Origin of the sequence: Streptomyces avidinii (assembly GCF_014650695.1) — a bacterium.
GTDB classification, from domain to species: Bacteria; Actinomycetota; Actinomycetes; order Streptomycetales; family Streptomycetaceae; genus Streptomyces; species Streptomyces avidinii.
Genome location: NZ_BMVL01000006.1, coordinates 72,040 through 91,672 on the forward strand (window position 1 = coordinate 72,040; position 19,633 = coordinate 91,672).

Sequence of the window (19,633 nt, forward strand, 5' to 3'; positions counted from 1 at the left end):
GCGGGCTCTCCGTCCGTGGCACGGGACGAAGGCCGGAGGATTCAGGAGTTGGTCACCGGCAGGCCCGGCGGGTCGGCCTCCGCGGTGGTGACTGCCTCGTTGGACAGGTTGCAGTCGGTGAGAGCTGTCCGTTCCGGCCGCTCTCGATCAGGTGGTTGATGGCCGCCGCGACGGGCCCGGCGAGCCCGCCGGCGACGGCAGCGCGGAAAGGGCTGTCAACGGTTCAACGGTCCTGATATCGACGCCCGGAGAAGCATGCGGCAATTTCATCCGCCGTACACACAATGCCTTCCGGCGAAATGAAACGGGCTTTGCGGTGGCGGCCGTAGCCCCCTCGACGGCCCGCCCCCGGGGGGCTACGGGTGGTGGGGAACGTACTTGTAGCCGACGCTGCGCACGGTGGAGATGCGGCCCCGGTAGGCGGGACCGAGCTTGCGGCGCAGGCGGGCCACGTGGACATCGACCGTGCGGCCGTCGCCGATGTTCCCGTAACCCCAGATGGCCGAGATGAGGGCATCACGCGTGTGGACCGTGCCCGGATGGGACAGCAGGTGGGCCAGGAGTTCGAATTCCAGGTAGGTGAGATCCAGTTGGCGTCCGTCGACCTCGACCAGCCGACGCGCGTGGTCCACCCGGATGGCGTCGTCGGGCTGGACGGGGCCGGAGTGCGGCGCCTGCGCCGGTGCCGGCTCACGGGCCGGGAACGTCCGGGGATCGAGGGAGCGGATCTCCGGGCGTATGCCGTGCGCTTCCATCACGGCCACGGGGTCGACGTCGGCCGCCAGGTAGACGAGGTATCCGACGCGACCGCCCTGGGTCACGAAGGCGCCGGACGGACGGTCACCGACCAGCTGGAGGCGCGGGGTCGGGGAACGACGGATGGCGGGTGCGGGAACAGCAGTGGTCACGGTGAGCCCCTTCGGCTGCGCGGATCGAGGTACGGATACCGGGTGTTCGAGCACGACAGGGCTTGGGGTTTCCGTGCCGGGGTCGACCGCGGGGGTCGGCGCGGCGCACGCCTGGCGGACCCCGACGGCTCTCAGGACCGGGGGCACGGCAGGCACAGCGCACGGCGCACGGCGCACGGAAGGAAGCGGCAGCCGGATCACCGGCTCGCGTCGAGGAAACGCCCTGTCGGAGAAGCCCTAAACGGGTCGGCAGACGGCGCTGGCGACGCGACGGAAGTCAACGTGCCTGCGGCGTACGAGCAACGGCTGCGACGGGGACATGACGACATCGTGAAGTGCGTGGCGGGCATGCGTCAATACTTCCCTACTGATTCCATAGGAAATATCCAGGAGAAGGCATCCCATCCACCCCCTGACCTGCATCGTCTCTCATATCAAGATCGAACCGTCCAGCATTCGGTCATGCTCTTGCCGGGAAGGCCGCTTCGGGTGAGTATCCCTATCAATCCGATGGGAAAGGTGGGGAATTGCGGAACCGCCATCACCCGAGCGGCATGCGGACCGGGCGCGGCGCCACGGTCAGGCACGCCTCCCGCCCCTCCCAGCAACCGGCCGAAGCCACTCGACAACGCCCCCGGAGCAGCCGACATGACCACCGCCATCCCCCATGGCACCGCTGTCCGTCCAGCCCGAGCGCGACACAGCCGTACCGGATGCTGCCGGTGAGGCCCATCGGGACGACGCCCGGCCCCTCCGGCCCCGAATCCGCCGACTGGCGGCGCCGCGCGCTCCTGCGTACCGCCCGCGATGTGGCGGACGACCTCGCCGCGGACGCCATCGTCCGCGATCAGGCGGGCAGGCCGCCACTGGACGAGGCGGCCCGGCTGCGCGAGGCCGGTCTCCCGGCGGCCCTCACCCCGCCCGGACCCGGCCGCGGAGTGGACTGGGCTACCGGATGCGCCGTCATACGGGAGATCGCCGCAGCCGACAGCTCTGTCGGCGACGTACTCGCCCGCCACTACGTACACGCCTGGAGCGGACGCTTCTACGCGAGCCACGAGCACGCGACCGCCCTGGAAGAGGAGTCCGTGCGCGGGCAGTGGCTGTGGACCGGGTCGGTCGGCACTCCCTCACCCCACGGGGTCTCCGTGGGACCGGACCTCACACTGAGGCCGCGCGCCACCGGCTACCTGCTGGACGGGCGCCGGTCCGTGGACACGGCGGTGGCCGCAGCCGACCAGATCGTGGTGGATGCCGTCTGCACCGCGACCGGTGACGTCCTGGTCGTACGGATCCCACCCGGCGCACAGGGCGTGAGCCTCGAACCGGCCCGCGATCGCCTCGGGCAGCGGGTCGCCGGCGCGGGCGAGGTCGTCCTGGACAGGGTCACCATCACTCCGGGGCACGTGCTGGGGCGGCGACCGCACGACGAGGAGTCGACGGCGCCGTTCACGGGGCTCGCGGAGCCGGCGCTGCGACTCGCCCTGTGCCACGTCGCCCTCGGCATCACCGAGGGCGCCCTCACCGAAGCACGCGATCTCAGCAGGGGCGGCCACGCACACCGACTGCCCGGTGAGGACCCGGACCTCTTCCTGGCGTACGGGGAACTCGCCTCTGCCGCCCAGACGGCCACCGCCGTGGTCGACCGGGCGACGGACGTGATGGCGCGGGCCCTCGCTGCGGGAGCTCAGCTCGACCCCGAGGTGCCCGCGGGCGTCGCCGCCCTGGTCGCCACCGCCGAGACCGTGATGTCGAGGGCCGCCCTGCACATCACCGCCCGGGTGCTGGAGCTCGCCGACGCCCCCGGCCTGGACCGGTTCTGGCGCAACGCCCGGGTCCTGACGGCCCACCGCCCGGTCGCGCACCGCCTGCGCTCCATCGGTGAGCACTACCTCAACGGCTCCCACCACCCGGTGGCGGCGGCCTTTCCCTGACCCGCCGGGCGCCGCTCGGGGCGAGGATCCGCGACCCGAGCTCCCCGCCCGCCCGGGGCCTGCCACCCGCCCGGCAGTCCGCGGCCACCCGTGACCGACGCGGGCCGATTCCATGCCGGATAATGTCCCTATGCGGATCTCAGCCAGGGCGGACTATGCGGTACGTGCCGCGCTGCAGCTCGCCGCGTCACAGGATGACGGGCCGGTGAAGGCAGAAGCCATCGCGGACGCCCAGGACATCCCGCACAAGTTCCTCGAGGGCATCCTGAACGACATGCGCCGGGGCGGTCTCGTACTCAGTCAGCGCGGCGGCAACGGCGGCTACCGGCTGGCCGGGCCGGCCCGGTCCATCAGCATCGCGGATGTCATCCGCGTCGTGGACGGACCGCTCGTCTCGGTGCGCGGGGTCCGCCCGCCGGACCTGTCCTACACCGGCCCCGCCGAGTCGCTGCTCCCCCTGTGGATCGCACTGCGGGCCAACGTGCGCGAGATCCTCGACGGCGTGTCCCTCGCCGACGTCGCGTCCGGCGAGCTGCCCGCCGACGTATCGGCGCTGGCCGATACCCCCGGGGCCTGGACCAATCCCTAACCCTCCCCCTTCCCTCACCCTTCCCACCTGCACGCTCTCACATAGCGAGAGCCAAGAGTCCACCATGCGGTCACCCTCTTGGGGCGGGTGTCCACCTCTGCCAAGATGCCTACCAACCAGGTGGGAAAACTAGGAACCAGGGATCTTCCGGTCCACACCACTGCTGGTACAGCTGCTGTTCTGGTTCAACATCGGCGCCCTGTACCCCACGCTCGGCCTCGGTATCCCGTACGGACCCCAGCTCTTCACCATCAAGACGGTGAACCTGCTCGGCCCGACCCTCACCGCCGTCATCGGCCTGACCCTGCACGAATCCGCGTACGCCGCCGAGGTGGTGCGCGGCGGCATCCTCTCCGTGGACCCCGGCCAGACCGAGGCCGCCCAGGCACTCGGCCTGAGCAGGCGGCGCACCCTGCGCAGGATCGTGGTTCCCCAGGCGATGCGGTCGATCGTGCCGACCGCCGGGAACATGCTGATCGGCACGCTCAAGGGCACCAGCATCGTCAGCGTGCTGGCCGTGCACGACCTGCTGTACTCGGTACAGCTGACCTACAACCAGAACTACCAGGTGATCCCGCTGCTGATGGTCGCCACCCTCTGGTACGTCGCCGTCAGGACCGTGCTGAGCGCCGGCCAGTACTACGTCGAGCGGTACTACGCGTGCGGCCGTTCCCGCGGTCTGCCGCCCACGCCGCAGCAGCGGCTTCGCAGCCGGCTGACCGCCCTGCGGGCCCGGCTGCACACCCTGACCGCCCCCGGCGACGGGCCGCCCGGTGTCGGATCCCGTTCCGGTTCCGGAGCGTAGCAACGCGGACCCGGGAAAACTGCTCCGCAATTGACAGTTGGGGGCCGACTGCTGCGGTGTGCGTCCGATGATGGCCCCGACATGGCCGATGCCGCTGCAGGGATGCGCTCGTGTCCGCGGCCCGCGGGGCGGGGCGGACGGTGGCTGCGGGCTGCCGTGTTCACGCTGCTCAGCTCGGTGCTGGCGGTCGTGGGCCATCACCTAACCTCGGAGGACCCGGTGTCCTGGCGGCGGGCGACGCTGGGGGTGCTGGCCACCTTCGCTCTTTCGTGGCGGGTGTCCCGGCGGTCGCTGCCCGGTCGGTACGTGCTTGCGGCGACGGTGCTGGCTCAGCTGCTCCTGCACAGGGCTCTGTCCCTCCAGAGGCAGCCACCTGGCGGGCACGCCGAAGCACACGACGGCGTGCTGGAGATCGGGCACGGCGCACACCACGTGGCGTGGCCCATGGCTGCTACTCATTGCGTGGCCGCATGCGTGATGGCTCTGCTCATGCACCGGGCGGATCAAGTGCTGAGCCGTGTGCCGGAGAGGGTGGCCCGGTGGGCCCGGTCGGCGGTCGCTGCGGCCGTCGCGGCTTTCGGTGCCGGCCGACGGCCGTGGTTCCGACCCGGTCTGCGGGTGGTCGGGGCCGTTGAACGCAGCAGGCTTGCCGTACGGCCGATGGTGATGACGATGCTCTGGCACGCGGTGGTGCGTAGGGGGCCTCCTGCCGGATGTGCAGGAGACGTTCCCCCCATCCTGACGTGCCCTTCACCCGCACGGTGAGGCCCGTCCGCGTACCGAGAGGGTTCCTCCATCATGAACGGATCACATATCCGGCTCCACATCCGCAGGCTGGCCTTCGCGGCCGTTGCCGCCCTGGCGGCCGTGGGTGTGACGGCCGGGCCGGCCGCGGCGCACGCCGAGGTCACCGCCTCCGATCCGCGCGCGCTCGCCGAGAACGTCACGCTGTCGTTCACCTCCGAGGCGGAGTCGGACAGCGCGGGCATCGCGGAGTTGCGGGTCGTACTCCCGAAGGGCATTGCTCCGGACGCCGTGACGCTCAAGGACGCTCCCGAGGAGTGGAAGCTGACGGCCACCCCGGACGGGTACGCGATCGGTGGCCCGGCTCTGGCCACCGGAACCGATGCCGAGTACAGCATCACCGTGCGCCAGCTGCCCGATGAGAAGGCCCTGGCGTTCAAGACCCTGGAGACCTACAGCGACGGAAAGGTCTCCCGCTGGATCGAGGTGCCCACGAGCGGCGAGAAGGTCGACAATCCGGCTCCGTTGCTCGAGCTGAAGGCGGCGGCCCCCGGAGCCCGGCTGATCGTGCCGAGCCCCACGCCGTCTCCGGACCCGAGCATCGTCCCGTCCGCCCAGGCGTCGGCGGCGGCGACCCGGTCGGCTCCCGTCGGGGCGGCGAGCGCGCAGGAGGCCGGCAGCAGTACCGGCACCGTCGTCGCAGTGGTCGCGGCCGTGCTCCTGCTCGTCGCGGCCGGCGCCTTCTGGTGGCGGCGCCGCAACGGCAGCGGGGCCTGACAGGAACGGCCGGGGCCGTCGCACGCGTGTGCCGTGCGACGGCCCCGGCCTGTTGGACGCGGCCTGTCGGACGCGGCCTGTCGGACGCGGCGGCGGTCCTGACGTTCCCGGCCGGCAGGCAGACCCGAATCCGCGGTGCCTACGTGATGCGGACGGTCTCGCGCACGGTGACCTGATCGATGTCGGTGGTGCGCACGGTGACGTTCAGCGTCCAGACACCGGGCATCGGCAGCCGCAGGTCGTAGGCGGCCCAGTACCCCTTCTGATTCTTGAGCTTGGCGTCCAGCGGGCCGATCCCGAGATCCTCCTGGGTGAGGGTGAGGCGGAGTTCGGGGACGGTGGCGAGGCCGCCGTCCGCGGTGAACACGACGGCCTCGACCGTGTTCTCGCCGACGCGTCCCGGCTCCAGTGTGATCTGCACCGTGCCCTTCTTGTTGGCCGTCCCCATGTCGAACGGGACCGTGACCACCTTCGCCTGCGGCTGCTGAGCGGTGGCCGTCGGTGCCCTGTCGTCGGCGGCGCGGCTGGGCTGGGTTCCGGTGAGCAAGGTCGTGATCGCCAGGACCACGACGCCGAGTACGGCTTCGACGGCCACCGTGCGGCGCAGGCTGCGCCGGTACCCGTCGGTCTCGACGCCGGGCGGCCCGGTGGCGTCGCCCGGCTCACCCCCGGCAGCGGCATCGGACGTCCTGCCGGGTTCTGTTCCCAGGGAGGAAGGCGGCGCACCGGCGGCCTGAACGACCCTGACCCGCCCGGGCACGGGCACCGCCTCGGGCACGAGCTCGGGATCGGGCACGAGCATGAGCACGACCGGCGGTTCCGCGGCCGGGGACGCCTTGTCAACGAGGCGGGCCGTCCAACGGCGGGAGAAGTACGCCACCCCCAGCACGAGAAGCACTGCGGCGATCTTCACTGCGAGGATCCTGCCGTACGACGTGGTGGACAGCGCCTCCCACGATCCGACCTGCCGCCAGGACTGGTACACCCCCGTGCCGACCAGCACGGCAATGGCAGTGAAGGCCAGGGTGGAGAAGCGCCCGATCGTGGACGCCGGGATGTCACTGCTGCCGGTCTCCCGGCGCCGAAGGAGGACCGCCAGCGTGATGAGGCCGCCCAACCAGACCCCCATGGCCAGCAGATGCAGCACGGCAACAGGAATGGCCAGCGGCACCTGGATGCCGGCGGAGGCATGTTCCGCGGAGGCCCAAGTGAACGCCAGGGCCAGGGCCAGCGCTGCCCCGGCCAGGCGGACACGGCCGCCGAGGTCACCCGGCACCTCTCCGTCATCGTGCCGGTCGAGTCGTACGGCCAGCCGCCTCAGCAGCACCGCGGCGCCTGCGAGCAGGACAAGCCGTACGATCAGTGCGATCCCTGGCCGCCCGGTGACGGTCCGGCCCAGCCGGGACGGATCGAACGCCGATGTCAGCGCGCCGGCCGTCTCGTACGGGCCGCGGAGCAACAAGAGAGCCGCGGTGGCCACCACCAGTGCCACCCAGCCGACTGCCAGCAGTCTGCGCACCGAACGGATCGCGGCCGCGGTGGGCCAGCACACGAGGACGAAGGCGGCGGCTCCGACCAGCAGAGCCAGTCCGCTGTAGGCGACATAGCGAAGGAAGCCGTACAGGCGCCCGGCGGCCGTGTCGTCGAGGGAGCCGGTCTCCACCACGACGGCGGTGCCGGACGGTTTGCCGATGGAGAAGACGAACGCGCCCGAGATCGGGTGCCCATCGGCGGAGACGACCCTCCAGGCCACCGTGTAGGTGCCCTGGGGAAGTTCGTCGGACAGCTCCACCCGTGCGGTGTTCTCCTTGCCGTCCACGTGCTGGGCCGGGCGTGGGTTCGCACGCTCATTCTGCGGAGACAGCACTCTCAGTGAGTCGTCGGAGAAACTGACCGACTCCGTGAAGGTGAGTGTGACCTGCGTGGGAGCCGTCTGGAGGACGCTGCCGTCCGCAGGGTCGGACCCGCTGAGGCCGGCGTGCGCGAAGGCCGAGCCCGCCCCGCCGAGGACCAGGGCGAGTACGGCAGCGACCAGCGCGAGGACGGTCAGTGACGTCCTCGCGGTAGGCGATCCGGTGTGCATGAACAGTCAGTCTCCGAAGTGGCGGTCACCAGCGGTGGCGCCGCCGCCCGGAACTGGGTGGAGTGGGACAGCAGTTGGAGGGTCGGGCCACCGGGGCGACGGAACGGACTCTGGCAGGGCTGGAGGTCATGAGGAGATGTGGACGATAGTGCTGCCGGCCTCGCGACGGAGCTGGTTAAGCAACTTCGGCTAAAGGACGGCACGAAAGGCCCAGCTCGGGGCGCGTTCCTGTAAGCACCGGGAGAGGAGCCTGCGCCGGGCGTTTCGGCCGGGGGCGCACGCAGGCCCGCATGGCCATCCCGGTATTCGGCGAGATCCGCCGTCCGGCGGGGGCTTCAGCGGTGGACGGCGCCCCCGAGCAGCGCGAGCGCCGTCGAGCGCAGGCGGGCGTCGGTGCCGGCGGTGCGGCGGCCGGTGAGGCCGGAACGGAACAGGGCCGACCCCTCCATCAGCATGACGAACACCTCGGCCCGGTGGCGCGCTTCGGCCTCGCTCAGGTCCGGCGCCTGGTCCCGGAGGAACGCGGCCACGTGCGTGACGTACTGGTCGTAGAAGGCGCGGACCGCCGCGGCCGCTTCCTCGTCGTGGGCCGCCAGTGCCCACGCCTCGGTGAACAGCAGCACCAGGCGCGGGTCGTCGTGGTCGGAGAGGACGGCGTCGAGCAGGGCTTCGCGGTCGGTGCCGTGCGTGTGCGCGACGGTGAGGGCGGTGACGCGTTCCAGGGACGAGGCGAGGATACGGTCGAGGAGCGCCGACAGGAGGGCGGAACGGGCCGGGAAGTAGTACTGGAGGTGGCCCAGCCGGACGCCGGCCTCCTCGGCGACCGCCCGCAGGGTCAGTTCGGCCCCTCCGGAGCCGGTGAGGACGCGCTCGGCCGCGTCGAGGAGTTCCGTACGCCGCTGGCGGCCCTTGGAGGTGGGTCCGGCTGCGGCGCTCATGCGGCGGCCCGTGTTCCGGCCCGCCCGTGGCCCGTGACGACGCCGTCGGTCCCATCGAAGGAGAGACCGACGCCGTGTGCGGTGAGCAGCTCGACCGCGCGGGCGGGATCCGGGTGCTGCTCCGGGAACACCACGCCCCGGGGAGCGGGCGAACCGTCGGTCCCGAGGACGCGGCGCAGGCCTACGACGGCCCCGACCGCCGTCAGGTGGTGCTGGCCGAGCGGGTCGGTGACGGTCGCGGTGCGTGTGCGCCCGCCATGGGTGACGTCCACGCGCAGCCGCGCCGTTCCGCCGTCGCCCGGCGAGTGGAGCAGGGCCCGGCGCGCGGGGGCCCAGCGCTCCCCGCCGGCCCAGCGGAAGAATCCCGTACCCCGCAGTGCGAGGAGCGCCCGGGTCGCGGCCGGGGAGCTGAACCCGATGCGGGTGGCTGCGGTGGCGGTGCCGAGGGTCAGCGGCAGGGTGAACTGTTCCGGGGTGTCGATGCGCGCGACGCGTACGGGTGTTCCGTCGATGCGGACCGTACGGGACTCCGTCATCGGGGAGGCGAGCCTGCGTCGCCCGCCGTCGACCACCTCGAAGGCCACGCCCAGCCGGTCCATGAACTCGACGGAATCCGCCCCGGCCCGGTCGGCCATGTCCCACCGGACGGCGATCTCGACCTGCTCGGCGCCGCCCAGCTCTTCGGCCAGCGCCGACGCCACCAGGCTGCTGACCCCGCCCATCCAGGCGGAGGACAGCAGGACCGGGGCGACCGGACGGTGCAGGGCGGCGACGGTGACGGCTCTGTGCAGGCGGCCCGTCCACCGGGTGATGTCGACGTAGGGCACACCGGCGGCCGCTGCGGCGATCAGCACGCGGTCCTCGGGGTCGTTGACCGAGCTGATGACGGCCCGGACGCCCGCCCGGAAGGGGGCGGGGTCCGCCAGGTCCCAGGCACGCACCTCGCCCCCGACTTCGGCGGCCAGCGCCTCGCCCCGGTCGGGGTTGCGGCCGGTGAGCAGGGTCGGGGTGTCCACACCCAGGATGCGGGCGATCTCGGCGCCCACGGTGCCGTATCCGCCGGTGATCAGTACAGGGCCGGAGGGGTCGAGGCGCAGCTGGTCGTGCGGTTCGGTGATCATGCCCCAGAGTTTAGGTCAGATGACCTAAAAATGCGATCCCCCTTCGTTTCGCACGCACCTTGCCGCCGCGGCCGAACTCCGGCCGGGGTGGCGTGCTGGGCCGTCCGAGTGGCGGGCCGGTGTGCAGAAACGATCACTTGTGCGGCGCGGCCGAACAACCGTGCCGGAACCCGCAAGGGTCAAGAGGTCAAGATCCGCCTTCTTCGAAGGAGAAGCGGCATGGCTGTCCGCTCCGCCGAGCTCCTTCGAATCCGGATGAGAAGGACTTCATGAGCAGCAGCGCCAACATCCAGGCACCCTCGGGGCTCCTGGCCGACATCAAGCACCGATCCGACGGCGACCACCAGGTGTTCGGCATCCACCTGCGGTGGCAGATCGGCGACAACCGGCCCGACCACGGGACCTGGCCCCCGCCGGCGGACTGGAACGAGGGCAACGCCCCCTATCCGCACGTCTACGAGGTGTGGATCAACGGTGAGGCACGGCAGACGGTGTTCCTCCACTGGCCGGCCTGGGACTGGTCCCCGTCCAACTCCCACTGGGTGGACCTGGGCGAGGAACCCGACCCCCAGTACCGGGTGAAGATCCGGGCCAAGGTCGACGGCTCGTTCACCGCGTTCACCAACGAGGTCACCGTGGCCACGAAGGCCGCGGTGGCCTGGTCCGCCCCGCAACAGCCCCGTGGCGCGCGGACCGACACCGACACCGCTCCTCGTCACGGCACGATGGACGACCCGCGCAGCCGGGCCGCCGCCGCGATCAGGGACGAGGACCCGTCTGTGATCTGTGCGAAGGCCCGGGCCGAGAACACCAGCACCACCTGGCAGGAGGTGCTGCCGGGGGCGGACCGGATGCTGGCCGACTACCCCTGGAACCACGCCCTGCGCTATCTGGAGTACCGAAAGTTCTTTGAGGGCAACACCGTCGCGTCCACCGGGAACCCGGCGTTCGCAGGTCTCGACCTGGTGCCCGGCGCGGATATCGGCGACTGGCCCACGACCCGGTTGGACGGCTCCGCCGACAGCCACACGTTCTCGTACGACTACACGGCCTATCACACGGACGAGACCTGGTCGCACCGCTGGTTCCTCACCCGCGAGGGGTGGGATCCCCGCCGCGGACTCTCGTGGGAGGACCTGGAGCCCGTTCCGTTCCTGGTCGAGGTCCAGGGGGCCCACCGGGAGGAGGACTCCACCCATTGGGAGTTCGCCACCCTCCCGACCCGGAGCGGACGGGCTGCGATCGTGCATGTCTGGGGCGGTCACGGCGGCCCGGACACCCCTGACGGCGGCAACGGCCGCAAGACCGGCGAGTTCTTCCTGTCCGTGTGCGACGTGGAATTCCACTGACGCCTTCCCGATCCGCATGCCCGGTCGGGCGGCGCGGAGCGGGTGAGGGTCCGTGAGCGGGGCGGCCGCGCGAAGCCGCGGCCACCCCCTCTCGTCACCACGACGCCCACGGTCAGCGACGCGGGGCGGGCAGCGGCAGGGAGAACCAGACCGCCTTGCCGTCCGCTGTCGGGAGGGTGCCCCAGGAGCTGGCGAGGGAGTCGACGAGGAGCAGGCCCCGGCCCGATTCCGCGTCCGGGGCGGCGAAACGGGCTTGGGGAAGCACCGGGCTTCCGTCGCAGACCTCGACGCCCAGTTCTCGACCGGCCTGCCTCAGCCTGAGCCGTACGGGCCCGCTGCCGTGGCGGACGGCGTTGGAAAGCAGCTCGGAGGCCAGCAGGCAGGCCGTCTCCCGCAGTTGCTCGTCGTCCTTGCCCCACTCCGCCAGGGTGGCACGCAGGAAGCGGCGGCCTTCGGCCACGCTGCTCGGGGCGGCGTCCAGGACGACGCTCCGCGCGGTGGCGGGTGTTGCGGGGATGCGGACCAGGAGCAGGGTGACGTCGTCCGGGTTGTCGTTGGCATCCGGGAGCAGATCGGTCAGCAACCGGTCCGCCGCGCCCTCCAGGGATGCGGTCGTCGCGAGGCTCTTCTCCAGCGCCGCGGCGAGCCCGTCGACCTGCGCTTCGATGTCGCTGCCCGGTGTCTCCACCAGGCCGTCCGTGTACAGCGCCAGCACCGAGCCCGGCTCGACGGCGTGCCGACTCTCGTGGTGGGGTACCTCGCCGACCCCTAGCGGCACGCTCACCTCGACCGGCAACCGGCTCACCTCGCCGCCGGGAGCCGCCAGCAGGACCGGGAGATGGCCGGCCGAACACACGGTGATCTCGGCCGAGTCCGCGTCCACGACGAGGTAGCAACAGGTGACGAACTGGTCCGGGAGTTCGCTGACCACCGCGTCGAGGGCACGCATCAGCTGCCAGGGCGGCATTCCCGTCTTGGCCAGCGCGTGGGAGGCGGACCGCAGTTGCCCCATGACCGCGGCAGCGTCCAGCCCGCGTCCCATCACATCGCCGATCATCACGCCGACCCGGCCGCCACCCAGCGGGATCAGGTCGAACCAGTCCCCGCCCACCCCGGCGCCCTGCCGGGCGGGGAAGTAGCGGCTCGCGGTCGGCATCCCCGGCACGTCCGGCGGTGAACCCATGAGGCTGCGCTGGAGGGTGAGAGCGACGTGGCGCTGCTGCTCGTAGAGCCGGGCGAGCATCTCCTCGGCGGCCTTGCGCTCCGTGACGTCGCGGATGGCCGCGGAGACGAGGGTCCCGTCAGGGGTCTCCAGCGGGCTCAGGCTGATCTCGACCGGGAACTCGCGCCCGTCCCGGCACAGCCCGTACAGCTCCAGCCCCGCGCCCATGGGTCTGACCTGACGGTTGACGAAGTAGCCGTTGCGGAAGTCGGAGTGGTGGCCGCGGAACCGGTGGGGTACGAGCACCTCGACGGGCCGCCCCAGCAGGTCCTCGCGCGCGTACGCGAAGAGCGCCTCGGTCTGGGCGTTGACCAGCTGGATGATGCCCCTCTCATCGACGATCACCATCGCGTCGGGAGCCGCCTCCAGCAGGGCCCGGAAGCGCTCCTCGGCTGCCCGGCGCTCGCTGACGTCCCGCACGGCCGCCGAGATCAGCAGCCCCTCGGGGGTCTCCAGCGGGCTCAGGCTGATCTCCACGGGAAACTCACGCCCGTCGCGCCGCAGACCGTACAGCTCGAGACCCGCGCCCATCGGGCGCACCTGGCGGCTGGCCGCGTAACCCAGCCGGTGCCGGGGATGCTGACCGCGGAACCGCTCGGGCACCAACACCTCGATGGGCCGCCCCAGGAGTTCCTGCCGCGGATAGCCGAACAGGGCCTCGGTCTGGGCATTGACCAAACGGATCATCCCGGCATCGTCCACGATCACCATCGCGTCCGGTGCCGCTTCCAGCAGAGCCCTGAAAGGCTCTTCGGTCGTCGCTGCCATGCTGCGCCTCGCACTCGCCGGATCCCGCAGAGGGGGACATCCGACCATGCGGCCGAAAAACCCACCCTCGGTTGACCGGAATCCATCTACAATTGACCGGCTGCGAACGGGCCCGCGGTACCTCTGCGGAGCCTGCCCGGGGATCGCCCACACGCCCCGGCGCCGTGGCAGACCGTTCAGTGCGGTGACGGTTTCGGGTCCAGGGCATTGCCGACGGTGCAGCCGCCCTCTCCGGGCATCCGCTGGATCCGGGGCGGCACCCAGACCTCGGTGGCTCCGGCGTCCACGCGCGCGAGAAGGCAGTCCTGCGCGTCGGAGCCGTTGCCCGGTACCGCCAGGAGAACGCCGACCCGGCCGCCGTCGGCCTTCACCTCGGTACGGATCGCCGGATCCAGGTCCAGGGCGGCGAGCGTACGCCGCACCTCGGCCTCGTCCGCCCGGCCGCCGTCCGGCACCCGGGGGAGTTTCGCGCGGAGCTCCTCGTACGGCAGCCGGGGCGGCTCGGGTGGCGGGGCGAAGGCCGGCGGGGGGCCGTCGGGGCAGTCCACGTCACGGGGATCCTCACGCCACTGCGACTCGGGCGATACCCGCACCGCGAAACAGCGCCGCACGGAGACCGGCTCGGCGTCGAGCCATCCGTTGTAGGCGGAACCGGACGTGCGGACGACCACCTCGATGCCGTTCCCCTCGTTCGTCGAGGTACCCGTGACCTGCAGTACCTCCACCCCGTCGATGCCGGAAGCGGAGCGCCCGACTTCCTCCGCAGTGCGCGGACGCTGACCGTAGAGGCGCTGCCCCGCCTTCCTGGCCACCTCCCGTGCGGCGTCCGTCGCCTCGCCCTCGGAGGACTGCACCACCCCGCAGCCGACGGTGAACAGCAACAACGGTACGAGCCGCAGCAGTCGACGCATGCGCCCACCCTCCCGGCGCCGCGCGCGGCGGGCAACCCCTCGCCCGCTCGGACCGGCGTTGGCGCTCGCACTCAGCCGGTGCGGCAGGCCTTCGGGCGGCCGCTCGACCGTCCTCGGCGCTGCGGGACGTGTAACGCGATCGGGTCTCGGAGCGGCCGGAGGCGGTCCCGACGTTGCCGGCCCACGTCTCAACAGGTTCGCCGGTCAGGCCCAAGAGAGCGTTTCCGGCGTGTCACGCGTGCTGCTCGGCTCCGAGCCGAACCTCCTCGGTGAGAGTGGCTGTCCGGTGAGCTCGGCACGGCAGTGGGCGGAGGATTCCTGATGGGTGAGAGCAGCAGCGGGCAGCCGCCGGGCGGCACCCCGCGGCACCCGCACGCTCGCGCGTCCGGGAACGCCGACGGCGCGTCGGAGCATGGCCCGGCGGGGAGGGCCGCCACACCCGGGAAGTCTGCTGCCGCCGAGGAGACGAGTCCCGGGCCGGTGGCGCGGTTGGGTGCACGCGTGAAGTCCGCGGGGTCCGCGGGGCCTCCGCCGGGGCCGGCGCGGCCGGAGTTCTGGCGCAGCCCGCTCCGCGGCCCGTGGCTGACCGCGGTGTTCGGACTGGTCCTGCTGTTCGGGATCACGGTGCTGTTCGTGACGGGCCTGCTGTCGTACGCCGCGTACAACCCGGATCTCGCGGCGGTCAACGACCAGACGCCGGACAAGGGGTGGCTCGGCTTCTACCTGTTTTCCTGGCCGACGTCGCCGTACTGGCTCTACCGGCTGACCCAGGGCGTCCACGTGACGCTCGGGGTCGTCCTGGTGCCCGTGCTGCTGGCGAAGCTGTGGTCGGTCATTCCGAAGCTGTTCGAGTGGCCCCCGATCCGCTCGGTGAGCCACGCCGTCGACCGCCTGTCGTTGCTTCTGCTGGTCGGCGGCGCCGGCTTCGAGTTCGTCACCGGCATCCTCAACGTACAGCTGCACTACATCTTCCCCGGCTCCTTCTACACCCTGCACTTCTATGGAGCCTGGGTGTTCATCGGTGCCTTCGTGGTGCACGTGACGTTCCGGCTGCCCAGGGCGCTCCGCGCCCTCAGGCGCCGTCTCGGGGAGCCCGCGGCGGGTACCGAGGAGGCGGCGGGGCTGGTCGCGCCGCGGCCTGCGGCGCCGACCATCTCGCGCCGGGGCGCGCTGGCCATGGTCGGGCTCGGGTCGGTGGCGCTGCTGGTGGTCACGGCGGGGCAGAGCATCGGCGGATGGTGGCGGCAGACCGCACTGCTGGCACCGCACGGCCGGGACCCGGGTTCGGGCCCGAACGGCTTCCAGGTCAACAAGACCGCCACGTCGGTCGGCATCCGGCCCAGCGATGTCGGCCCCGCCTGGCGGCTGACCGTACGTGGCCCCGGACGGCAGGTCGACCTGACGTACCGGCAGCTGCTGACCATGACGCAGCACGAGGCGGCCCTGCCCATCGCCTGCGTGGAAGGCTGGTCCACCACCGACCAGCAGTGGAGCGGGGTCCGGCTCACCGATCTCGCCGCGCTCGTCGGGCTCGGCGTACGCACTCCCGAGGTGCTGGTGGAGTCGGTGCAGCGGGGCGGCTCCTTCCGTTCGGCGGTGCTGCGCGACAACCAGGTCCGCGACAGCCGCTCGCTCCTGGCCCTCCGGGTCAACGGGGCGACGCTCTCGCCCGACCACGGCTATCCGGCGCGGATCATCGTGCCCGGGGCACCCGGAGTGCACAACACCAAATGGGTCACCCGCCTGACGTTCGGAGAGCCGGCATGAGCGCTCCGACCGCCTTCCGCCGCCGCTACGGCGCCTCCCCGCTGCATCTGCTCCTCGTCCTTGCCTCGTTCGCCCTCGCGGTCTACGCCGGACTGCGCCTGTTCGAGGGCGACACCGTCGGTGTGGCCCTGTGGTTCGTCGGGGCGGCCCTCCTCCACGACCTGGTCCTGCTCCCCCTCTACTCGCTCACCGACCGGGCGGCTCAGGCCCTCTTCATCGGGGGATCCGATGACGGCCGGCCCGCGGCACGGGTGAGCGTGAACCACGTCCGCGTGCCCGCGTTCGTCTCCGGTGTCCTGCTCCTGGTCTGGTGGCCGCTGATCCTCGAACAGGTCGGGCACTACACCGCCGCGACCGCCCTCCCGGCGGACGGCTTCCTGGCCCGCTGGCTGCTGATCACCGCCGGGCTGTTCGCCGCCTCGGCCGTGGTCCTGATCGTACGGACCCGGCAGCGGAGTCGGTCTCGGCGGCAGGCGCGCAACGCGACGGAACGAGGGCGCGGCCGAGGCTGATCCGGCCTTGCGATCAAGGCATCCTTGGGCGGTGTCGAACGGCGGTCCTGCTCTTCGCCGCCGTGGACGTGGCCGGCCACCCCTTTCTGGAGGGCCGCACCATCGCGGAGTCGTTCCGCCCGGGTGTCTGGCGGGTCCTCGCCCTCGACACCGCCTCCCCGGAGGACCGCCGCCCCGACTCGCCTCCGCCCCCGCAGAAGGGGCGGCCCGGCCGTCGGGCCTGGTCTGGGACCTGCACCCGGGGTACGTGCTCAAGCCGGAGGACCGCGTCGTCCTGGCCGCCACCCGTCGCGGGCCGGCCGTACTCCTCGGACGCGGGGAGGCCGTCCCCCGTCGAGCCGATGGCCGGATCTGAGACAACCTCGTCATTGCGGACACGGGGCGCAGGAAAGAGGATCAGTGCATGCCCGCACCCCACCGTGTCGTCATCGTCGCCTTCCCCGGCGTGGAGCTCCTGGACGTCACAGGACCCGCCGAGGTGTTCTCGGTCGCCTCCCGGGTGGCCGAGCAGGAACACCCCCGCTACACCGTTGAGATCGCGACGGCGGACGGCGGCCCCGTGACGACCTCCAGCAGTGTCCGGCTCCTTGCCGACCTGCGGCTCGACGAGGTGACGGGCCGGGTCGACACCCTGCTGGTGTCCGGCGCCGTCACCCACCCGAAGGAGGGCGGCGCTCGCGCCGTCGTCGACCCCGAGGTCAGGGACTGGCTCCGTACAGCGGTGCCGGGAGCCGGTCGCACCGGATCGGTGTGCGCCGGCGCCCATCTCCTCGCGGCGGCGGGCCTGCTGGACGGCCGGTCCGCCACGACGCACTGGCTCACGGCCGCGCAGCTGGCGGCCGACCACCCCGAGGTCAGCGTGGATCCCGATTCGATCTTCGTCCGCTCCGGTTCGCTGTGGACCTGCGCCGGGATCACCTCGGGGATGGACATGGCGCTGGCGATGGTGGCCGAGGACCACGGACACGCCCTGGCGCTCGCGACCGCCCGCATGATGGTGATGTACGTCAAACGCTCCGGTGGCCAGAGCCAGTTCAGCGTGCCGCTCTCCGTACCGGAGCCCACCTGCGACCGCATCGGCGAACTGCGCCGGTGGATCACGGAACACCCCGCGGCGGACCTGTCCGCCGAGGCACTCGCCCGGCGCGCCAGTCTCAGCACACGCCACTTCTCCCGGCTCTTCGCGCAGCGCACCGGCACCACGCCCGCCGCGTACGTGGAATCCGCGCGGCTGGAGACCGCCCGCCGGCTCCTCGAGGAGAGTGACGCCGGTCTGCCCCAGATCGCCGCCACCAGCGGGCTCGGCTCCCTGCAGACCTTGCATCGGACCTTCCAGCGTCACCTGGGAACCACCCCGGCCGAATACCGCCGCCGTTTCCGCTGAACCCGCCCCGCCCTCCGCCCCGCCCTCCACCCCGTTCTCTCCTTCCCCCGACCGCCCACCGACCGGCGGACACCGAGGCATGCCCACGCCCGGCCCCGTACCCGAAAGGCTCCAGCCCCATGTCCCGCACGAAGATCATTCCAATACCGGTGCTCGGCAAGCACGCGGTCAACGCCTACCTCCTGCTCGGCCGACGCCCCGTCCTCGTCGACGCCGGAACGCCCGGCAGCGGAAGCCTGATCCGCGACCGGATCGCCGGCCACGGCGTCGACCCATCCGACCTCGCCCTGATCGTCATCACCCACGGACACATCGACCACTTCGGCTCCGCCGCGGAGCTGCATCGCCTCACCGGCGCACCGGTCGCCGGCCACGTCGCCGACCTCGAACCCTTCCGCACCGGCCGGGCCCGCATGCCGTACCTGCCGACCGGCCCCATGGGCCGCCTGATGAACCGGAACCGCAAGCTGCACGTCCCGGCCGATCCGTTCGAACCCGGGGTCCTGATCCGCGGTGAGACCGGCCTGGCCGACTTCGGGCTCGACGCCCGGATCATGCCCACCCCCGGCCACACGGCGGGCTCCGTCTCCGTCCTGACCGGAGGCGGAGACCTCGTGGCGGGCGACCTCGTGGCCAACTCCTTCATGGGTCTCATCCCCGGCAAGCCGGCGAACCCGCCCTTCCACGACGATCCCCTGCACAACCTGGCCAGCCTGCGCGCCATGCTCGCCCTCGACCCCACGAAGCTCCATGTCGGCCACGGCGTCCCGCTCGACCCCGAGCGCGTCCGCCGCTGGGCGGAGCGGGAGCAGCGGCGCCTCACCGGCCGGGCGAACCGGGGCCGCCTGCGAAGCCGCGCCATGAGCTGACACGGGCGCCGCGCGGACGGGCTGCTTCGCGCTGTGCCCCGCAGGGGCCGGGGTACGGCCCCTGCGGGGCCGGGAGGCCGGACCGCACCCCGTACGGGGTGAGGCCGGACCGCACCCCGTACGGGGCTCCTACCCAGCCCGGCCCGCCCCAGTCGACCCCAGTTCATCCCGCTTCGTCCCCTCCGCCCATCTGAAGCAGCGACGCGGTGTCGGATGCCGCTGACCGGCGGGCGGGGCGGTGCTCAGGGCCGCCGCGCGGGTCCCGGGCGGGGTCAGTGGCCTAGGGCGCGCTTGAGTTCGGCCTTGTCCATCTTCGAACGGCCCTCGATGTTGCACTGCTTCGCCTCGTTGTACAGCTGCTCCTTCGTGGGCCCCTGCGAGCCACTGTGGGAGCGCCGCCCACCCCGCTTCGAGGAGGACACGTCGTACGTGGAGGACCGGCTCGCGGTGGCGGATCCACCGGACCCGCACTGCGTCCGCCCGTACCCGAACCGCTCGCACCGGCTGCGGCGGCTCAACCCGCCGCGCCGTCGACGCGCAGGCGCACCTGCTCCTCCAGGCGGGCGAGACTGCTGTCGAGGGCGTCGTTCGCCGCGCGCTCCCCGGGATCGGTCTCCCCGGTGAGGAACGAGAGATGGACCTTCACCTCGGCGGGACCCCCGTCATGACCGGCCACCTGGAGCCACCCGCTGTACCCGCCGTTCTCGCGACTCCCCCATTCGAGCCGCATCTGGTCCGCCCTGGCGCGCAGAACGGCCGCCTTGTCGCCCTCGGCACCGTCCTCGCGCACACGCACGGCAGGCAGCTCGTCGGCGTGCACGTGCAGTTCGCGCGGGAGCCACTGGTCCATCTGCCCGACGTTGGACGCCTGGTCGAACACGTGCTCCGGCAGGGCGGGCATCGTACGGGACCGCTCGTACTCGGTCATGGGATCGTCACACCTCTCGTTCGT

17 protein-coding genes and 2 pseudogenes are annotated in these 19,633 nt (G+C 71.9%); 10 read left to right on the plus strand and 9 right to left on the minus strand.

Annotated features, from left to right (window positions below; translation table 11 throughout):
• Positions 1-356: 356 nt before the first annotated feature.
• Both IE257_RS16680 and IE257_RS39440 read right to left on the minus strand, forming a co-directional pair.
• On the minus strand, positions 357-908 hold the full coding sequence (locus IE257_RS16680) for a winged helix-turn-helix domain-containing protein (protein WP_229920424.1): 552 nt from the start codon (positions 906-908) through the stop codon (positions 357-359).
• A 237-nt stretch (positions 909-1,145) separates the two neighbouring features.
• On the minus strand, positions 1,146-1,331 hold the full coding sequence (locus IE257_RS39440) for a putative leader peptide (RefSeq protein ID WP_373301828.1): 186 nt from the start codon (positions 1,329-1,331) through the stop codon (positions 1,146-1,148).
• Between the two features lie 299 nt (positions 1,332-1,630).
• Between IE257_RS39440 and IE257_RS16685 the strand changes: the two genes are divergently transcribed.
• The 4 genes and pseudogenes from IE257_RS16685 (at position 1,631) to IE257_RS16700 (ending at position 5,757) form a co-directional block, all read left to right on the plus strand.
• Positions 1,631-2,842, plus strand: a complete 1,212-nt coding sequence (locus IE257_RS16685) for an acyl-CoA dehydrogenase family protein (protein WP_189969381.1) — start codon at positions 1,631-1,633, stop codon at positions 2,840-2,842.
• A gap of 130 nt (positions 2,843-2,972) precedes the next feature.
• On the plus strand, positions 2,973-3,431 hold the full coding sequence (locus IE257_RS16690; protein WP_189969383.1) for an RrF2 family transcriptional regulator: 459 nt from the start codon (positions 2,973-2,975) through the stop codon (positions 3,429-3,431).
• Between the two features lie 145 nt (positions 3,432-3,576).
• A pseudogene (locus tag IE257_RS16695) lies at positions 3,577-4,236 on the plus strand (amino acid ABC transporter permease); the annotation flags it as partial.
• A gap of 798 nt (positions 4,237-5,034) precedes the next feature.
• On the plus strand, positions 5,035-5,757 hold the full coding sequence (locus IE257_RS16700; RefSeq protein ID WP_189969385.1) for a DUF1775 domain-containing protein: 723 nt from the start codon (positions 5,035-5,037) through the stop codon (positions 5,755-5,757).
• Positions 5,758-5,896: 139 nt separating this feature from the next.
• Here the strand turns inward: IE257_RS16700 and IE257_RS16705 are convergent, their stop codons facing one another.
• From IE257_RS16705 to IE257_RS16715, 3 genes are all read right to left on the minus strand, one after another.
• Positions 5,897-7,840, minus strand: coding sequence for a copper resistance CopC/CopD family protein (locus tag IE257_RS16705; RefSeq protein ID WP_189969387.1), 1,944 nt, complete (start codon positions 7,838-7,840; stop codon positions 5,897-5,899).
• Positions 7,841-8,175: 335 nt separating this feature from the next.
• Positions 8,176-8,778: a TetR/AcrR family transcriptional regulator gene (locus IE257_RS16710; RefSeq protein ID WP_189969389.1), complete on the minus strand. Its 603-nt coding sequence runs from the start codon at positions 8,776-8,778 to the stop codon at positions 8,176-8,178.
• Positions 8,775-9,899: a saccharopine dehydrogenase family protein gene (locus IE257_RS16715; protein WP_229920425.1), complete on the minus strand. Its 1,125-nt coding sequence runs from the start codon at positions 9,897-9,899 to the stop codon at positions 8,775-8,777. Before IE257_RS16715 ends, IE257_RS16710 begins: the two co-directional genes overlap by 4 nt.
• Before the next feature lie 269 nt (positions 9,900-10,168).
• Between IE257_RS16715 and IE257_RS16720 the strand changes: the two genes are divergently transcribed.
• Positions 10,169-11,248, plus strand: coding sequence for a lytic polysaccharide monooxygenase auxiliary activity family 9 protein (locus IE257_RS16720; RefSeq protein ID WP_189969391.1), 1,080 nt, complete (start codon positions 10,169-10,171; stop codon positions 11,246-11,248).
• A 112-nt stretch (positions 11,249-11,360) separates the two neighbouring features.
• Here IE257_RS16720 and IE257_RS16725 read toward each other — a convergent pair whose 3' ends face one another.
• Positions 11,361-13,238 carry a PAS domain S-box protein gene (locus tag IE257_RS16725; RefSeq protein WP_189969393.1) on the minus strand — a complete coding sequence of 626 codons (1,878 nt, stop codon included), beginning with the start codon at positions 13,236-13,238 and terminating at the stop codon, positions 11,361-11,363.
• A gap of 176 nt (positions 13,239-13,414) precedes the next feature.
• Complete coding sequence (locus tag IE257_RS16730) at positions 13,415-14,149, minus strand: translation initiation factor IF-2 (protein ID WP_189969394.1); 735 nt, start codon at positions 14,147-14,149, stop codon at positions 13,415-13,417.
• Positions 14,150-14,650: 501 nt separating this feature from the next.
• Here IE257_RS16730 and IE257_RS16735 point away from each other — a divergent pair.
• From IE257_RS16735 to IE257_RS16750, 5 genes and pseudogenes are all read left to right on the plus strand, one after another.
• Positions 14,651-15,916, plus strand: coding sequence for a molybdopterin-dependent oxidoreductase (locus IE257_RS16735; RefSeq protein WP_209468450.1), 1,266 nt, complete (start codon positions 14,651-14,653; stop codon positions 15,914-15,916).
• Positions 15,913-16,428 carry a hypothetical protein gene (locus IE257_RS16740; protein ID WP_229920426.1) on the plus strand — a complete coding sequence of 172 codons (516 nt, stop codon included), beginning with the start codon at positions 15,913-15,915 and terminating at the stop codon, positions 16,426-16,428. Before IE257_RS16735 ends, IE257_RS16740 begins: the two co-directional genes overlap by 4 nt.
• Positions 16,429-16,472: 44 nt before the next feature.
• Positions 16,473-16,783: pseudogene (locus tag IE257_RS38325) on the plus strand (hypothetical protein); the annotation flags it as partial.
• Positions 16,784-16,831: 48 nt separating this feature from the next.
• Complete coding sequence (locus IE257_RS16745; RefSeq protein ID WP_189969397.1) at positions 16,832-17,812, plus strand: GlxA family transcriptional regulator; 981 nt, start codon at positions 16,832-16,834, stop codon at positions 17,810-17,812.
• Positions 17,813-17,931: 119 nt separating this feature from the next.
• A complete protein-coding gene (locus IE257_RS16750) occupies positions 17,932-18,681 on the plus strand; it encodes an MBL fold metallo-hydrolase (RefSeq protein WP_189969399.1) in 750 nt (249 codons plus the stop codon).
• Between the two features lie 272 nt (positions 18,682-18,953).
• Here IE257_RS16750 and IE257_RS16755 read toward each other — a convergent pair whose 3' ends face one another.
• Both IE257_RS16755 and IE257_RS16760 read right to left on the minus strand, forming a co-directional pair.
• Complete coding sequence (locus tag IE257_RS16755; protein WP_372453156.1) at positions 18,954-19,199, minus strand: hypothetical protein; 246 nt, start codon at positions 19,197-19,199, stop codon at positions 18,954-18,956.
• On the minus strand, positions 19,196-19,609 hold the full coding sequence (locus IE257_RS16760; protein WP_189969401.1) for an SRPBCC family protein: 414 nt from the start codon (positions 19,607-19,609) through the stop codon (positions 19,196-19,198). The genes IE257_RS16755 and IE257_RS16760 overlap by 4 nt, the downstream gene beginning before the upstream one ends.
• Positions 19,610-19,633: the final 24 nt, after the last annotated feature.

Excerpts from the sequence above, each read along its gene's own strand:
- IE257_RS39440 (WP_373301828.1), bottom strand. The coding sequence starts at position 1,331 with ATGCAGGTCAGGGGGTGGATGGGATGCCTTCTCCTGGATATTTCCTAT.
- IE257_RS16690 (WP_189969383.1), top strand. The coding sequence starts at position 2,973 with ATGCGGATCTCAGCCAGGGCGGACTATGCGGTACGTGCCGCGCTGCAG.
- IE257_RS16700 (WP_189969385.1), top strand. The coding sequence starts at position 5,035 with ATGAACGGATCACATATCCGGCTCCACATCCGCAGGCTGGCCTTCGCG.
- IE257_RS16705 (WP_189969387.1), bottom strand. The coding sequence starts at position 7,840 with ATGCACACCGGATCGCCTACCGCGAGGACGTCACTGACCGTCCTCGCG.
- IE257_RS16710 (WP_189969389.1), bottom strand. The coding sequence starts at position 8,778 with ATGAGCGCCGCAGCCGGACCCACCTCCAAGGGCCGCCAGCGGCGTACG.
- IE257_RS16715 (WP_229920425.1), bottom strand. The coding sequence starts at position 9,899 with ATGATCACCGAACCGCACGACCAGCTGCGCCTCGACCCCTCCGGCCCT.
- IE257_RS16720 (WP_189969391.1), top strand. The coding sequence starts at position 10,169 with ATGAGCAGCAGCGCCAACATCCAGGCACCCTCGGGGCTCCTGGCCGAC.
- IE257_RS16725 (WP_189969393.1), bottom strand. The coding sequence starts at position 13,238 with ATGGCAGCGACGACCGAAGAGCCTTTCAGGGCTCTGCTGGAAGCGGCA.
- IE257_RS16730 (WP_189969394.1), bottom strand. The coding sequence starts at position 14,149 with ATGCGTCGACTGCTGCGGCTCGTACCGTTGTTGCTGTTCACCGTCGGC.
- IE257_RS16740 (WP_229920426.1), top strand. The coding sequence starts at position 15,913 with ATGAGCGCTCCGACCGCCTTCCGCCGCCGCTACGGCGCCTCCCCGCTG.
- IE257_RS16745 (WP_189969397.1), top strand. The coding sequence starts at position 16,832 with ATGCCCGCACCCCACCGTGTCGTCATCGTCGCCTTCCCCGGCGTGGAG.
- IE257_RS16750 (WP_189969399.1), top strand. The coding sequence starts at position 17,932 with ATGTCCCGCACGAAGATCATTCCAATACCGGTGCTCGGCAAGCACGCG.
- IE257_RS16760 (WP_189969401.1), bottom strand. The coding sequence starts at position 19,609 with ATGACCGAGTACGAGCGGTCCCGTACGATGCCCGCCCTGCCGGAGCAC.